14 protein-coding genes are annotated in these 15,322 nt (G+C 62.0%); 6 read left to right on the top strand and 8 right to left on the bottom strand.

Annotation, left to right across the window (positions count from 1 at the left end; all coding sequences use genetic code 11):
- Positions 1–66: 66 nt before the first annotated feature.
- Positions 67–1,566: a CoA-acylating methylmalonate-semialdehyde dehydrogenase gene (locus AB9N64_RS00550; protein WP_060767473.1), complete on the bottom strand. Its 1,500-nt coding sequence runs from the start codon at positions 1,564–1,566 to the stop codon at positions 67–69.
- 108 nt (positions 1,567–1,674) lie between these two features.
- Between AB9N64_RS00550 and AB9N64_RS00545 the strand changes: the two genes are divergently transcribed.
- The 4 genes from AB9N64_RS00545 (at position 1,675) to AB9N64_RS00530 (ending at position 6,829) form a co-directional block, all read left to right on the top strand.
- Complete coding sequence (locus AB9N64_RS00545) at positions 1,675–2,604, top strand: LysR family transcriptional regulator (RefSeq protein WP_323556247.1); 930 nt, start codon at positions 1,675–1,677, stop codon at positions 2,602–2,604.
- A 172-nt stretch (positions 2,605–2,776) separates the two neighbouring features.
- Complete coding sequence (locus AB9N64_RS00540; RefSeq protein WP_014718046.1) at positions 2,777–3,235, top strand: (2Fe-2S)-binding protein; 459 nt, start codon at positions 2,777–2,779, stop codon at positions 3,233–3,235.
- Positions 3,235–5,472: a molybdopterin cofactor-binding domain-containing protein gene (locus AB9N64_RS00535; protein ID WP_032903499.1), complete on the top strand. Its 2,238-nt coding sequence runs from the start codon at positions 3,235–3,237 to the stop codon at positions 5,470–5,472. The genes AB9N64_RS00540 and AB9N64_RS00535 overlap by 1 nt, the downstream gene beginning before the upstream one ends.
- A gap of 16 nt (positions 5,473–5,488) precedes the next feature.
- On the top strand, positions 5,489–6,829 hold the full coding sequence (locus AB9N64_RS00530; protein WP_032905029.1) for a cytochrome c: 1,341 nt from the start codon (positions 5,489–5,491) through the stop codon (positions 6,827–6,829).
- 282 nt (positions 6,830–7,111) lie between these two features.
- Here AB9N64_RS00530 and AB9N64_RS00525 read toward each other — a convergent pair whose 3' ends face one another.
- Complete coding sequence (locus AB9N64_RS00525; protein WP_014718043.1) at positions 7,112–7,261, bottom strand: hypothetical protein; 150 nt, start codon at positions 7,259–7,261, stop codon at positions 7,112–7,114.
- A gap of 134 nt (positions 7,262–7,395) precedes the next feature.
- Positions 7,396–7,839 carry a DUF421 domain-containing protein gene (locus AB9N64_RS00520; protein WP_014718042.1) on the bottom strand — a complete coding sequence of 148 codons (444 nt, stop codon included), beginning with the start codon at positions 7,837–7,839 and terminating at the stop codon, positions 7,396–7,398.
- 234 nt (positions 7,840–8,073) lie between these two features.
- Between AB9N64_RS00520 and AB9N64_RS00515 the strand changes: the two genes are divergently transcribed.
- Positions 8,074–8,292, top strand: a complete 219-nt coding sequence (locus AB9N64_RS00515) for a hypothetical protein (protein WP_038449783.1) — start codon at positions 8,074–8,076, stop codon at positions 8,290–8,292.
- A 3-nt stretch (positions 8,293–8,295) separates the two neighbouring features.
- Here the strand turns inward: AB9N64_RS00515 and AB9N64_RS00510 are convergent, their stop codons facing one another.
- Positions 8,296–9,135, bottom strand: a complete 840-nt coding sequence (locus tag AB9N64_RS00510; protein ID WP_371359838.1) for a DNA/RNA non-specific endonuclease — start codon at positions 9,133–9,135, stop codon at positions 8,296–8,298.
- Between the two features lie 232 nt (positions 9,136–9,367).
- Here AB9N64_RS00510 and AB9N64_RS00505 point away from each other — a divergent pair, with 232 nt between their 5' ends.
- Positions 9,368–10,060 (top strand): alpha/beta hydrolase, encoded by a 693-nt coding sequence (locus AB9N64_RS00505; protein WP_038449779.1) that lies wholly within the window; start codon positions 9,368–9,370, stop codon positions 10,058–10,060.
- Between the two features lie 233 nt (positions 10,061–10,293).
- Here AB9N64_RS00505 and AB9N64_RS00500 read toward each other — a convergent pair whose 3' ends face one another.
- From AB9N64_RS00500 to AB9N64_RS00485, 4 genes are read right to left on the bottom strand one after another with little or no spacing between them, the layout of a single operon-like run.
- Positions 10,294–10,740 (bottom strand): hypothetical protein, encoded by a 447-nt coding sequence (locus AB9N64_RS00500; RefSeq protein WP_038449776.1) that lies wholly within the window; start codon positions 10,738–10,740, stop codon positions 10,294–10,296.
- Between the two features lie 11 nt (positions 10,741–10,751).
- Positions 10,752–11,876: a fimbrial protein gene (locus AB9N64_RS00495; RefSeq protein ID WP_371359837.1), complete on the bottom strand. Its 1,125-nt coding sequence runs from the start codon at positions 11,874–11,876 to the stop codon at positions 10,752–10,754.
- The gene (locus AB9N64_RS00490; protein ID WP_081339063.1) at positions 11,873–14,470 is read right to left on the bottom strand and encodes a fimbria/pilus outer membrane usher protein; all 2,598 of its coding nucleotides are present in this window, start codon (positions 14,468–14,470) and stop codon (positions 11,873–11,875) included. Before AB9N64_RS00490 ends, AB9N64_RS00495 begins: the two co-directional genes overlap by 4 nt.
- A 33-nt stretch (positions 14,471–14,503) precedes the next feature.
- Entirely contained in the window at positions 14,504–15,250 is a 747-nt protein-coding gene (locus AB9N64_RS00485; RefSeq protein WP_038449772.1) for a molecular chaperone, read from the bottom strand.
- Positions 15,251–15,322 lie beyond the last annotated feature (72 nt).

The following is a 15,322-nucleotide window of genomic DNA, read 5'->3' as shown; positions in this document are numbered from 1 at the left end:
ACAGGCAAAAAAAATGTGGGAGGGCTTGAGCCTTCCCACATCAGATCCAGCAGCACAGCTTAAACCTTACTTGGACACCGGCATTGCAAACTCCGCGCCCTGCTCGATGCTCTCCGACCAGCGTTGCATGATCGACTTCTGCTTGGTGTAGAAGCGCACACCCTCGGTGCCGTAGGCATGCATGTCACCGAACAGGCTCTTCTTCCAGCCACCAAACCCGTGCCAGGCCATGGGCACCGGGATCGGCACGTTGATACCGACCATGCCCACCTCGATACGCCGCGCAAACTCACGAGCAATGTTGCCATCGCGAGTGAAGCAACTGACGCCGTTGCCAAACTCGTGGTCGTTGACCAACTTCACCGCTTCGGCAAAGTCGTTGACGCGCACACAGGCCAACACCGGGCCGAAGATTTCTTCGCGGTAGATGCTCATGTCCTGGGTCACGTGGTCGAACAAGGTCGCGCCGAGCCAGAAGCCGTTTTCCAGGCCGGGTTCGGTGGGCACGTAGTCACGGCCATCGAGCAGCAACTGCGCGCCGGCGTGTACACCCTGCTCAATGTAGCCACTGATGCGTTCCAGCGCGGCCCGCGACACGATCGGGCCCATCTCGGCTTTGAGATCGCGGCCATCGGTGATGCGCAGCAACTTGGCGCGTTCGGTCAAAGCGGCGATCACCTTGTCGCCCACATCACCCACCAGCACCGCCACCGAGATCGCCATGCAGCGCTCGCCGGCACTGCCGTAGGCGGCGCCCATCAGCGCATCCACGGTGCGTTCGATATCGGCGTCGGGCATCACCACCATATGGTTTTTCGCCCCGCCCAGGCCTTGCACGCGCTTGCCGTTGCGGGCGCCGCTCTCGTAGATGTATTGGGCAATCGGCGTGGAGCCGACGAAGCTCACGGCCTTGACGTCCGGGTGTTCGATCAGCGCGTCCACCGACTCTTTATCACCCTGCACCACATTGAACACGCCTTTGGGCAGGCCGGCTTCATGCAGCAACTCGGCCATGAACAGCGACGCGCTCGGGTCAGTCGGGCTGGGCTTGAGGATAAAGGTGTTACCCGCCGCAATAGCGATGGGGTACATCCACATCGGTACCATCACCGGGAAGTTGAACGGCGTCACGCCGGCGACCACGCCCAGCGGCTGGCGCATCGTCCAGTTGTCCATGCCACGGGAGACCTGGTCGGAGTGTTCGCCCTTGAGCAGGTTGGGAATGCCGCAGGCAAATTCGAGAATGTCGATGCCACGGTCGACTTCGCCCTGGGCATCGGTGAACACCTTGCCGTGCTCGGCGACGATGATGCGCGCCAGGTCGTCCTTGCGTTCGCGCAGCAGGTGCAGGTATTGGAACAACACGCGGGCGCGACGGATCGGCGGGGTGTCGGCCCAGCCGGCAAACGCAGCCTGGGCGGCGGCGACGGCTTCGGCCACGGTCTGGCGGCTGGCCAGGGCCACACGGGCGGTGACTTCACCGGTGGCCGGGTTGTAGACGTCCTGATAACGGTCATCGCGGCTGACGCGCTGGTCGTTGATGTAGTGCTCGATGGTTGCAGTCATGGCAGTCGATCCAGATGGGTGGCGTTGGTCCACACGATAGGCTTTCGCTTTGTTCCGAACCAGAGCAGAATCCAGAACTTATTGTCCTTATATGCGAACAATACACCCATGGAAAAGGCTGAGATCGAAGGGTTGTGGACCCACATTCACTGGCTGTCAGTGCTGGAGGAACAAGGCACCTACACCGCTGCCGCCGCGCGCCTGGGGGTGAGTAAATCGGCGGTGAGCCAGCGCATTTCCGACCTGGAAAAGGCCACCGGCACGCGGCTGGTGACGCGCACCACCCGCAGCGTGCGGCTGACCGATGCGGGGCTGTCGTTGACCCGCGAAGTACGCAGCGCCTACGCGCAGATCGCCCGCAGTTTTTCCTCGGTGCGCGACTCGGTCGGGGAAATACGCGGGCTGCTGCGCCTGACCGCCCCCGTGGCGTTCGCCCGGCAACAATTGGTGCCGCACCTGTCCGGCTTTTTGCAGCTGTACCCTCAGGTGCGTATCCAATTGGACGTCTCCGATGCCTTGAGCTCATTGGCCGCCGAGGGTTACGACCTGGCGGTGCGCCACGGCTTCCAGGTGCCCGAAACCCACGTGGCCTGGAAGCTGTGCGACACCAACTCGGTACTGGTCGCCACCCATGACTACCTGCAACACCACGGTGAACCCCGCGAGCCGGGCGACCTGTCGGCCCACAACTGCCTGTTTTACCCACGCGGCACCGACCAGCCCGCCTGGACCTTTGAACGCGGCAGCCAGCCCCTCGAGCGCCTCACCGTGCCTATCGCCGGCAGCTTCGCCACTAATAACAGCGAAGCCTTGCGCGACGCCGCACTCAACCACCTGGGCATCGCCCTGCTCCCGGACTTCAGCGCCCAGGCGGCGCTGGCCGCTGGCAAGGTGGTGCAGGTATTGAAGGACTGGACACTCAAAGGCGCATTTGCCGATGAGATTTACCTGATTCGGCCCTACTCACCCCATGTGCCCAAATCGGTGAGTGCGTTGGTAGCCTACTTGAAGGCGCAGCTGTCGGGCGGGTTCCAATAGATGGGAGCGCAGGCCTAATCCTGTCAAATACTTGCCTGATCCTCTGAACTTGAGGGCAATCGGATAGATAGCCCTTGCGCGTTGGTCTAGAGTTCGACGATGGGCGACTTCCAGTCGCACCGCTCCTATAAGAACTCAGCACCACCAACCGATGATCAGCAGGTGAGCCCGCATGGAATTACGTATCAACCAAAAGGCCTATCAGGTCGATGCCGAAGCCGACACCCCGTTGTTGTGGGTGATCCGCGATAACCTGGGCATGACCGGCACCAAATACGGCTGCGGCCTGGCCCAGTGCGGCGCCTGTTCGGTGCTGGTGGACGGCAATGTGGTGCGCGCCTGCGTGACGCCCGTGGCCGGCGTGGTCGGTCGCGAGATCACCACCATCGAGGCCGTCGAGGCCGATGACGTGGGCAAGCGTGTGGTGGCGGCCTGGGTCGAACATCAAGTAGCGCAATGCGGTTACTGCCAGTCCGGGCAGGTGATGGCGGCCACGGCGCTGCTCAAGCACACCCCCGCGCCGACCAAGGCGCAGATCGACGCGGCGATGGTCAACCTCTGCCGTTGCGGCACCTACAACGCGATCCATGCCGCCATGGATGCCTTGGCCGCCGGGAAGGAGACCGCCTGATGAACACCAACGAGATCATTCCCGGCGTGACCCTGGGCGAACCGATCAACCTGTCCCGTCGCCGCTTCCTGGCCAGCACCGCGGTGGGCGCGTTGGTGATCGGTTTCGGCTTGCCACTGGGCACCTCCCGCGTGCAAGCCGCGACCGGCGCCGCCGCTGAACGCGGCACTCAAGTACCCGCCTTCCTGGAAATTCGCCCCGACGGCAGCGTGCGCCTGCTCAGCCCCTTCATGGAAGGCGGCCAAGGCACTCACACCGCCATGGCGCAGATCGTCGGTGAAGAATTGGATGCCGACCCGGCCACGTTCATTGTCGAAGCGGCCCCGCCCGGCGAAGCCTATGTGGTGATGGAAAATGGCCTGCGCATCACCGGCGGCAGTATGTCGGTGCGCATGAGCTACCCGACCATGCGCCGCCTCGGCGCCCTCGCCCGCGCGATGCTGATGCAAGCCGGCGCCGAGCAACTGCGCGTACCGCTCAGCGAGCTGACCACACAACCCGGTCGCGTGGTGCACGCCGCTTCCGGCCGCTCCCTGGGCTACGGCGAACTGGCAGGTGCCGCCCTGGATATGCCGGTGCCCGACCCGGCCAGCATCACCCTGCGCGACCCGAGCCAGTTCCGCTGGATCGGCAAGCCGGTCAAGCGCCTGGATGCCTATGACAAATCCACCGGCAAGGCGCAGTACACCATCGACCTGAAAATCGACGGCATGCTCCACGCTGCCGTCCAGCATGCGCCACGCCTGGGCATGACCGTGGGCAGCCTGCGCAACCAGGCGCAGGTGCAAGCCATGAAAGGCGTGCATTCGGTTCACACCCTGCCCGGCGCCGTGGCCGTGGTAGCCGAGCGTTGGTGGCATGCCAAGCGGGCCGTCGAAGCCATCCAGGTCGAATGGCTTGAAGCCGCCGCCGACTCCACCGTGCGGGCGATGCCGGCGGATTTTTCCAGCGACAAGTACCGCGACTTCCTCGCCGCCCAGCAAGGCCCGGCCCGCGATGACGAAAACGAAGGCGATGTGGCCGGCGCACTGGCCAGCGCCAAAACCCGCGTCGAAGCCACCTACCACAACCAGTACCTCAACCATGCCCAGCTGGAACCGCCTTCAGCCCTGGCACGCTTTAACCCCGACGGCACGCTGGAGGTGTGGCTGCCTAACCAGGCGCCGGATATGTTCCGTGCCGACATCGCCAAGCGCACCGGCCTGAGCACTGAGCAAATCACCCTGCACTCACCGTTGCTGGGCGGCTTTTTCGGCCGGCATTTCCTGTATGACTCGGCAAACCCTTACCCGCAAGCCATTGCGTTGGCCAAGGCGGTGGGCCGGCCGATCAAGCTGATCTGGAGCCGTGAAGAAGAATTCGTGCGCGATGTATTGCGCCCCGTCGCCGTGGTCAAGTTCCGCGCCGCACTGGATGACAAAGGCCTGCCCGTAGCCATCGAAGCGGTCAGCGCCACCGAAGGCCCCACAGAAGCCATCGCCGGCAAACAGGGCGACGCTATCGACCCTACTGCCCTGGAAGGCTTGTCGGGCAAGAGCTATGCGATCCCCAACAAACGCATTGCGCAGATCTACGTCAAAGGTCCGGCTATGCTCGGTTACTGGCGCTCGGTGGGTAACTCGCTCAATGACTTTTTCTACGAAGCCTTCCTGGACGAACTGGCCGACAAAGGCGGCCATGATCCCTATGAACTGCGCCTGCACCTGCTGCGCGACAACCCGCGCCTGACCACCCTGCTGCAAGCGGCCGCCGAGCTGTCTGGCGGTTGGAAGCGTGGGCCCTACACCGCCGAAGACGGCACCCGCCGTGCACGCGGCGTAGCCATGGCCTCGCCGTTTGGCTCCCATGCAGCGGTGGTGGCCGAGGTGTCGATCGAGAACGGTCAGGTCAAGGTTCATCACATCTGGGAAGCGATTGACCCGGGCAGCATCGTCAACCCGGCGATTGTAGAGGCGCAGGTCAACGGTGCCGTGGCCTTGGGCCTGTCGCAAACCTTGTTGGAGGAAGCGGTGTACGTGGATGGCAAGCCACGGGCGCGCAACTACGACCTTTATCCGGTGCTGCCGCCTTCGCGTATGGCGCAGGTCCACGTGAAGATCGTGGAGAGCGGAGAAAAAATGGGCGGTATCGGCGAACCGCCGTTGCCGGCTGTGGCCCCGGCCGTGGCGAATGCCGTGGCGCAGCTGACCGGCCAACGCATCCGCAGTCTGCCTTTGAGCCGTTACACCTTCAGCTAACCGACAGGGAATGCCCATGAATAACCGCCGATTCGCAAGAACCGCAGGGTGGCTGGTGCTGCCCTGCGTGGTCGCCGCCGGCCTGCTGGCCTGGTATGTCACCCGCGAGCCTGCCTCGCCTTTTGAACAGCAACAGGCCACGAGTTTCGACCCCGCCTTGGTCAGCCGCGGCGAATACGTCGCCCGCGTAAGTGACTGCGTGGCCTGCCACAGCCTGCCAGGCAAGACGCCCTTCGCCGGGGGCCTGGAAATGGCCACGCCGCTGGGGGCGATCCACGCCACGAACGTCACCCCCGACCGCGAGCATGGCATCGGTGCCTATAGCCTGGCCGACTTCGACCGCGCCGTACGCCACGGCGTAGCACCGGGCGGGCGACGGCTCTACCCGGCCATGCCCTACCCGTCTTATGTGAAGCTCAGCGACGATGACATCCAGGCGCTGTACGCATTTTTCATGAAAGGCGTGCAACCGGCCAACCAGCCTAATATCCCCAGCGACATTCCCTGGCCGCTCAACCTGCGTTGGCCCATCGCCCTGTGGAACGGTGTGTTTGCACCGACCGCGACCTATGCCGCCAAGCCCGGCCAGGACGCACTATGGAACCGGGGCGCCTATATCGTCCAAGGTCCCGGCCACTGCGGCAGTTGCCACACGCCTCGGGGGCTGGCGTTCAACGAAAAGGCCCTGGACGAATCCGGCGCGCCGTTCCTGGCCGGTGCTCTGCTCGACGGCTGGTACGCCCCCAGCTTGCGCCAGGACCACAACACCGGCCTGGGGCGCTGGAGTGAGGAACAGATCGTGCAGTTCCTCAAGACCGGTCGCAACCAGCATGCCGTGGTCTACGGGTCGATGACCGAGGCCTTCAACAACTCCACGCAGTTCATGCAGGACGATGACCTGGCCGCGATCGCTCGCTACCTCAAGTCACTGCCCGGCGACCCGCAGCGTGACGGCAGCCCTTGGCAATATCAGCCGGTAACGGCGCGCTCGGATGTCCCCGGTGCCCACACGTACGCCACCCGCTGCGCCTCCTGCCATGGGCTCGACGGCAAAGGCCAGCCCGACTGGATGCCGCCCCTGGCCGGCGCCACCTCGGCCCTAGCCACGGAAAACGCCTCCGCGATCAACATCACCCTCAACGGCTCACAACGCGTGGTCACCGCCGGGATGCCAGACGCCTACCGCATGCCCGCGTTTCGTGAGCAATTGTCCGACCAGGAAATCGCCGACGTGCTGAGCTACGTGCGCGGTACCTGGGGCAACCACGGCGGCGCGGTCGATGCGAAGGCCGTGGGCAAGTTGCGCGGGCATACTGACCCTGCGAGCAGTAGCCCGATTATTTTGCATATGCGTTGATAGGTCGCGATCAACGGTGGGAGCTGGCTTGCCTGCGATGCAAGCACCTCGGTTCATCAGGTAAACCGAGTCGATCCATTCGCAGGCCAGCCAGCTCCCACGCTGGCCATGCATTGCCCACAAAATCAGCGCCTGGCACAGGTCCCCTGTGGGAGCGGGCTTGCCCGCGAAGGCGGACTGTCAGTCACTGCATCGTTAACTGAACCACCGCTATCGCAGGCAAGCCAGCTCCCACATTCGGCAATGAGCATCAATGATATAAGCGGCGGCTGGCAGGCCGCTCTATTTGCTCTCGTCCGCCTTGCCTTCCTGCATCTGCACCGACGACTCGGTGCCACTGTTGTTGTCTTTAGTGGCGTTGTCGGCGTTGTCAAAACAGCCGTGCAGCAGGAACGCGCTGCACAGGCCCACGCACATATAAAGCTTCTTCATGATCGTTCACCTGTTGGCAAGTGTGTGTTATCGGCGTGACGAAAGCAGAATTCGTCCGCCCATGATCTATCTGTCTGGAACAGAAGCGCTGGCGTTCAAAAAATAGCCCCTTGGCTGACGAATGGGGCCGCGTTTTATTCAAACGGGATCACCGAAATCTTGCCGTTGCGCTCAAGAATCGCGAAGCGGATCTGCTTGAGTTCGACAAGCCCTTGGGTAGACCGGGCCGCCTCAAGAATGTCGCCCTCGTCCAGGCGCGCATGCTTGAGCCTTTTATGCAGCACCTGGCCTTGCTCGACCAGCACCGTCGGCCCGCCATCGAGCACCCGTGCGAACCAGGCTGAACGCTGCTTGGCCAGCGAGAAGCCAATGTCGATGGCAATGAGGGTGGCGATGACCAGCACGGCGTTGGTCATCGAGAAATCTTCGCCCAGCAACGCCTGTTGGGTGGCTTCGCCGATGACCATCAACAACACCAGGTCAAAGGTGGTGAGCTCCGCCAGCGTGCGCCTGCCGGCAACTTTGAACAGCACCAGCAGCACCAGGTAAATCGCCACAGCCCGCAGTACAGAGTCCATGGTTGCCCCTCGGATCATTGAATGGGAAACGACCGATTCATACGGATTAGGTGACCACCGCGCCGCGGTGGTTCATTCTTTCGACACGTCTCGACCACCATCTAAAAAGATGATGGTTTCAGCGCAACTGAATCGTTGAAATGATCGAAATTTCGGCAGTAACCCAGTTGATACCGGGGCGTTGGCAGCGGGTCACAGCTCTATATCGATCACGCTGAAGAAGGAACCCCTGTCATGAACGACTCACAACGCGCCTGGGAACTGGCTATGGTGCTGATTGCCAATGGCCGCATCCCCTTCGACCCCGCCAACCCGAGTGGGTCGGTGAAAATCCTTTCCAAGCATCTGCACGCGCTCGAAGAAGCACTGCGTGAACAGGCCACAGACGTCGCCACGCATGAGCGCCTGGGCAAGAACAACAGCCGCAGGCCCTCGTTGGTGTGTGCCGACTAGGCGTCAGGCTTTGGTTCGGCTACAGCCGATCCGACTCGGCAACTGACCCTGTCTGGCCTTCAGCGTGGCCTGCAGCGCTTGCGGCAAGGTGCTCCAGAACGTCAGCCCGGAGCGCTCTTCGATGTGATCCACGGTGACCTGGTAATCACAGAAGTCTGCGCCCTTGGGGGTTTCCTGGTTCATCACGAATGAGGCGTACAGGCCCGTTTCCGGCGAACTGCCGACCACGATGATTTTCCAATAGCCACTGGGGATGGTGTGCACTTTGTTCGTGCCCGGCAACGAGCCGACAAAATGCTCATACAGCGGCCCGGTGGCCACATACACCTGATCGACGCCTGGCTCCTTGCTGAGGTTGCGCTCCTGGTCTTCCAGGCGCGCCCAGGGCCCCTGGTTGAGCTCGGCCTTTTGCGGGGTGATGTTCGACAAGTAGTTGAGCGTTTGCCAATCGGCCACCCCGGCCATCGAAGCCAGGTTGGCCTGATGCCCACGGTCGATTTTGAGCGCGACGTTGGCGCCGTTGTAATCCACCGGGTCCAGGGTTTCCCCGGCTGGAATATCCGGGTCGGTGCGCCAGTCACGGGAGCGCCCGCTGGCCGCCGTGGCCTTGGTGATCTTGTAGGACACCCAATTGGCAAACTTGGTCGAACCGTTGTTGTTCAACGTGTAGGCCTGGCGGTTCAACGTCACCGGGCTGCCGCCGGTGGGGCAGCCAACCGCGCAGTTATCGAACGGCAAGGCTGGCGCAGGGAGGACGGCGGACTGGCGTGTGGGCGTGGTACAGGCGGCCATCAACGGGATCAACGAAAACGCCAGGTACTTGAACGATGTGCTTCCTTGCATGGTGTTACTCCTTGGGATGAATTTCTTGAAAGATCAAAATGGCCTCGGCTGATGCGCTTCCTGCGCAAGCCGAGATGACCATTGAATCACATAAACATTTCTAAACAACGACAGCAATCAGGCCGACGAACGTACCCCCCGCGCGCGCCATCGCACCCATAACTGTGTTATCCATAACGCCGCCCTTTGGCGGGCGATAGCATCACCTCATCAACGCACAAGGAACTTACACATGAGTGGGAAACCGGCAATTGTCTTGGTCCATGGTTTTTGGGGCGGTGCGGCGCACTGGAACCGGGTGATTATCGAGCTGCACAAAAAGGGCTATACCGATTTGCATGCGGTGGAGATGCCGCTGACCTCGCTGGCCGACGATGCCGAGCGTACCCGCAAGATGGTTGCGCAAATCAAAGGCCCGGTGTTGTTGGTGGGGCATTCCTATGGCGGCGCCGTCATCACTCAGGCGGGTAATGAACCGAATGTCGCAGGCCTGGTGTACATCGCGGCATTCGCCCCGGATGACGGCGAAAGCCCAGGCGGCATCACCCAGGAACATCTGCCAGAAGCCGCCCCCAACCTGGCGCCTGATAGCGACGGTTATCTGTGGGTCAAGCCTGAACAGTTCCACGACAGCTTCTGCCAGGACCTGCCCCAGCAAGAAGGTCAAGTCATGGGCGTCACCCAAAAGGCTCCGCTAGCGAGCACCTTTGGCGATGTGATCAGCAACCCGGCGTGGAAGAACAAACCGTCCTGGTACCAGATTTCGAGCCAGGACCGCATGATCCATCCCGATAACCAGGTGCGCATGGCCAAACGCCTAGGCACCCGGGAAACCATCACCCTGGATGCCAGCCACGCCTCCCTGGCGTCCAGGCCGGTAGAGGTCGCTGCGTTTATCGATAGGGCGGCGCGTTCGTTGTCGTGATGGTGTGATCAGACATGGCTGTCCCCAATGGCGCGTTCAGCGTTGCGTCCAATTGAACGCGCCGTATCCCTTTCCCACAACATTGCCGGTCACCCTTCTGAGCACTCTCAACACTGGGTTTCAGTTGCGTATATGAAGACACTCTGGCGGCGCTGTTTGTCGCACCAGAGCATCAACAAAAAGCACAGCTTTATCGTACTCAGAGAGCATCGGGACGAACACACAGGTCACCTTCAAAAAGTGATGTGCTTAGCGCCCGATGGCTTATTTGACCCATTGCCCTGATTATCCCAACCAGCCTTGCCATCAACCTTTCTCATAAACGCCTCCAGCGCTTGCAGATCAGGCAACGGCGCCGTGCTGGTCAGCACGTTGGGCGCATGGCACCACGCAAGCGCGGGCGAAGCGCGTTCGCTCTGGCCATAGATCAACACATGACGAATCTGTGGGTTGTCCCTGATGAACCAGAGCAAATCGAATTTGACGCTGTGCGCCAGGGCGGCATTGATGATCAGCACATCCAGCGGCGTATCGCCGAAATCCACTGCACTCAATACTTCATCCAGCCGGTGTATCGGCGCGATGCGGTAATAGCCCAGCTGGTTCAACGCCCGTTCGATTTTCAAGCGGTAGAAATGCTGCCCATCGGCAATCAGAATGCGTAGCGCTTTATTGGTCATGTTCCCACCGCTCACTGATAAATGATCGTGAAGGTTGCCGACGCATTCGCCGGCCCCGGCGTGACCTTGGCCCCGGTTTGCAGGTAGCGCGCTCGCAGTGGGATGGCATAACTGCTTTCGGTGCTCCTGAGGGTCAGGCCCGTGTTTTGGTTGCTTGCCAGCGGCAGGGCAACGCCGTTACTGGTGGCGACCTGAATGCCGACGCCAGTCGCAGCAGGCGCGTTGCTGGCGGTGCTCGGGTCGAGGCTCAGGATGCCGTTGCTTGCATTGATGGCAGTCCGAGCCGGGTCGATGCGGTATTGCAGTGTGTTGTTGACGCGGGTTCCGCTGGTGCCGGTGCCTGAGGGTGAGTTACCACCTTGCGAAATCCAGCCGGGACCCGCGGCGGAGAATATGCCGTTGAACGCCGGGCAGTCATTTAGCGCAATGGAGAAGTCCGTCCAGCCGGTGGAACTGTTGAGGCCAGTGAATTTGTTGACCAGGTGGGTGCCCATCGGTACCGAGACATCCGGTGTGCTGCAGGTGCGCGAGACAATCTGGATGCTCCCGGAAATGCCCATCCTGAAGCCGCTCATTCTGGCGTCGCCGAAATTGCCGAACAGGCTCACGATCGGCAATGTACTGCCCACCAGCACACCTGGCGTCACCTCGCCGATCTTAATCAAGATCAGTTCAAAGTTCGAAGGCCCGTCAAAAGGCACGATGCATCTGAAACCCGCCGAACACGAGGTCCATGCCTTGGCGCTTTGCCTGGGCAGCAGGCCACCGTTGCTGTTGAAAGCAACGCCCAATCCGGGGATGCTGGTTCTGTAGACTTTATTGGCATAGGTGCCACTGGTTACATTGGCCAGAGCCTGGCTGGATTCAACGATAAGGTCGGTCCACTGCTGAAACGGCGCGACAAGGCACTCCAACTTCACCGCCTGACCTGAGGCCATGCTGAACTTTTGACGGTAGACCTCAGTGCCCACCGGCACATCCCGCCCGACGGTGATCGCCGAGATCTGCAACGGCATTGAGCCCACGGCAGGCCGGGTACCGTCCATATAGGAACAGGTGACTGCCATGGCCGTGCCGGCCGACGCCCACAAGGCCAAGCCCAGCCCCCCCAGTTTGATCAAAGAGCCGATGTTCATAACGCTACCTTTTGCTGGGTGTTGGGCCGCACGCTGTCAGCGACCTGTTTGCCGGCCGCACACACGGCGTCTACTTGTTGCAGCTGTTGCCCATCGCCGGGGCCCGGCGGGATCGTCAGGGCGCACTGCTGCTGCGCCTGGCTGCCCCAGTTGACCAGCAAACGGCGCGTTTCGGGTTTGATCCGCGCATACAGTTGACCGCCCTGCCCGACCACGCCCACGGTGGCACCCTCGCCATCGGTCACGCCCGCGCCGAACGGCAGGCTGCTGCCGTCGTCCAGGCGCACATTGAGCAGCACCGCGCGGCCCTGGTTGGTGGCGTATTTGAGGTGCACAACGGCACCGGCACGCGGCGCGGTCTGTTGGCTGGTTTCACTTAGCTCTACGTCCAGGGAGCTGCCGATCGGGTCGATCGCTACCTCGTTCAATTCGTACGGGCGCAGGTAGGGCACCACGGCGTTGCCGCTGCCGTCGAGCCTCAGGCCCGGGTAGCCGGAGACCTTCGCGCCCTCGGCGCCTGGGGCGCTGACCACGGCCATGGTTTCACCGCGATAAGGCGTCATGGTCACCCCGTCGACATGGGCTACCACCGTGCCGCTGGCGCCCACCGACGCGCTGGTATAGCCATCGCCCCGGCCCAGGGCGGCACTGAGCATGGCGCGGGCGCCGGTATACTGGCCGTTGAGGGCTGCGCTCTTGGTATTGCTGCCACCGTCATGGCCGAAGGTGGCGCCGTAGCCGTACTGGCGGTCCTCGCCGGCGGTGCCGCTGATACCCGCCTGCTCGCTGTAATGGCCTCGGGGGTCCCGGCCCAGCTGTGCCGTCACTTGCGGCCCATAGCCCGGGCCGCCGAATTCCAGGGGCATGCTCATGGTCAGCAGAAAACTGTTTTCCATATCGCCCAGGCCCATCCGGCTGCGGTTAGCGTTCAGGCTGAAACTCACCCGGTTGAACTGCTTGCTGTAGCTGAACTGGTACTGCACGTCGCTGCCCTGCTGGTTCCAGTAGTTCTGGGCATAGCCGCTGATCGACACCTGACCCCAGGGCCCGAAGCTTTGGTCGGCGGTGACTGACAAGCGGCTGCGCGGGCGGCCGAACTCGCTGGTGTCCCAACCGTTTTTCTCGGCATCGAGCAGTTGCACGGCATTGCTGAAGTCCAGGTAGTCACGGGTAGAAAAACGATAGGCCGCTACCGAAAAGTTACTGCCGGTACTGAGGATGTTCTTGCTGTAGGACAGGCGCATGCTCTGCCCCTTCGCCCGGCCGGCAGCCAGATCGGTCTGGGCGTGCGTCACGTCCACCGCCATCGCGCCAATCGGCGTGCCGAACGCTACGCCTGTGAGGATGGCCGCGTAGTCATCGCTTGATTGCACACCGCCAAACCCGGTGAAGGTGTTGTTCAGACCATATTGCAGCGTGCCTTGCAAAAGGCGCGTCTGCTCGTCAACGAAGTTGTTGCGGGTTTCCCCGGCGGTGACACTGAAACGCGAGGTGCCAGGGCGCAGCAACTGGCTGACCGAGGCGTAGGGCACGATAAAGTTTTGTTCGGTACCGTCCGCCTCGGCCACGCTCACGTTGAGGTCGCCTCCGTAGCCGGTGGAGTACAGGTCGTCGATGACGAAGGCGCCGGGGGCGACCGTGGTTTCCAGCAGCACGTTGCCGGCCTGGCGAATGGTGACACGCGCATTGGTGCGGGCGATGCCACGGATAACCGGCGCATATCCGCGCATGGAGTCGGGCAACATGCGGTCATCACTGGCCAACTGTACGCCGCGATAAGACAAGGTGTCGAAGATCTCACCGCTGGTGTTGGACTCACCTACAGTCAGCTGGCTTTTCAGCGCAGTGATATCGCGTTGCGCGTAGCTGTCCAACGCCTGGTACTGGCTACCGTTGCGCGATTGCCAGCTCATCGAGGCATTGTGACGCAAGCGCCAGTCGCCCAGATTGAGGCCTGCATTGAGCCCCAGGAACGCCGAGTCATTGGTGCCGCTGCGGGTGCGGTTGCGATTGGCATTGAAGTTATAACTGAGCATCCCTGCAGTGACGCCACGGTCCCACAGTTCAGGGCTGACATAGCCACGCGAGTTACGCTTCAAGGCCGCCTGAGGGATGCTGAGGTCAAGTGCCTGGTTCTCCGGGGAGAAGTTCGCACTGGCGCCCTGAATCAAACTGCCCAACGCCGTGCAGCCTGGACCCTCAAGCGCCAGGCTGGCTTCGGGTGACAGTTTGGCGATGTTCACGCCCTGGCGCTCAAGCAGGCCATGATCCATGCACACCACCGGCTTGCTGCCGTCGGGCTGAGCCTCGATACGAATGTCCTGGCGACTGTTCAACTGGCCGTTGAGCATAACGTCCGCACGGTACTGCCCCGGGGTCACCGGGTTGCCGGCCTGGTATTTGCCGAGGTCAAGATTGCGTGAGTCTTCCGGCAGGAATGCATCGTTGAACTGCACCTCTTGCGCCAACGCGGCGTGGCCCCCCCAGGCGCATGGCGCGGCGGCCAATACCTTGAGTATCAAGCGGGTGAGCGGATTCAGGGCGAAGCGAGGCTGCGCCCCCAGGGGCGGCCTGGAGCGGGAAGAGGTCTGCATAAATGACTCGCGGGTAAAGACGTCAGGAATGGTTCAGGGCTTGAGTGCTGTCCGAGTCGGGATCAGCGCGCCGTAATCGTTGATTGCGCTGAACTCCACCTGTGCGCCTGGGGCTGGTCGGGTTTTAAGCGTCGGCAGCGGGAATTGCCGGGTTTGACCCGGGCCCACCATGCCGTCCTCACTGCGCGCGCGCTGACTGCCAGACACCAAGTCCAGCTCAACCAGCGATACGTGAAAAGCCGATGGATTGAACGCTCGCAGAGCCAGGCCCTGGCCATCGCGGGCCGTCACCAGTTGCCATTGCACCTGCTCGATCGCTTCGCTGGCGGTGCCTGCAAGGCCCGTCGGGCGGTAGAACAATTTGATCCGCGAACGGAAGGCCATTTGCAGAGTATTCAGGTCTGCCCCGGCCTCAGGTTTGGGTGGTATTTCCAGCACGTTGAGCCAGAACACCGACTCCTTGTCCTGGGGCAGCGCTGCCCCGGTAAACAATACGCGCAGGCTTTGGCCCTTGGTCGGGTCGATACGCGCCACCGGAGGCGAAAGCAGAAACGGCGCCTTGGAGCTGGTGGGCGTGGACTCCACACTGCCGGTATCAATCCACGCTTGCATCAACGCGGGTTGAGTACCGTTGTTATTGAGTTTTACTGTGACTTCTTTCTGGTCTGCCGGGTAGATCACGCGGGTGCCGGTGATCACCACACCTGCCAGCGCCTGGGAACACCCAATTGCCACAAGACTTGCCAGAAGCATTTGTTTAAATGGAAGTATGCAAGGCATGACGTAGTCCCAATGCCGCCCCGAAAACACGCCCTTTAACTATTCAACAGGGCGTGTAGTCATTACCGGCGA

Source organism: Pseudomonas sp. KT_2_4, from assembly GCF_041410225.1.
Taxonomy (GTDB): domain Bacteria; phylum Pseudomonadota; class Gammaproteobacteria; order Pseudomonadales; family Pseudomonadaceae; genus Aquipseudomonas; species Aquipseudomonas paracarnis.
Note: the sequence above shows the minus strand (reverse complement) of the source record. Positions and strands in the feature narration are given on the sequence as shown.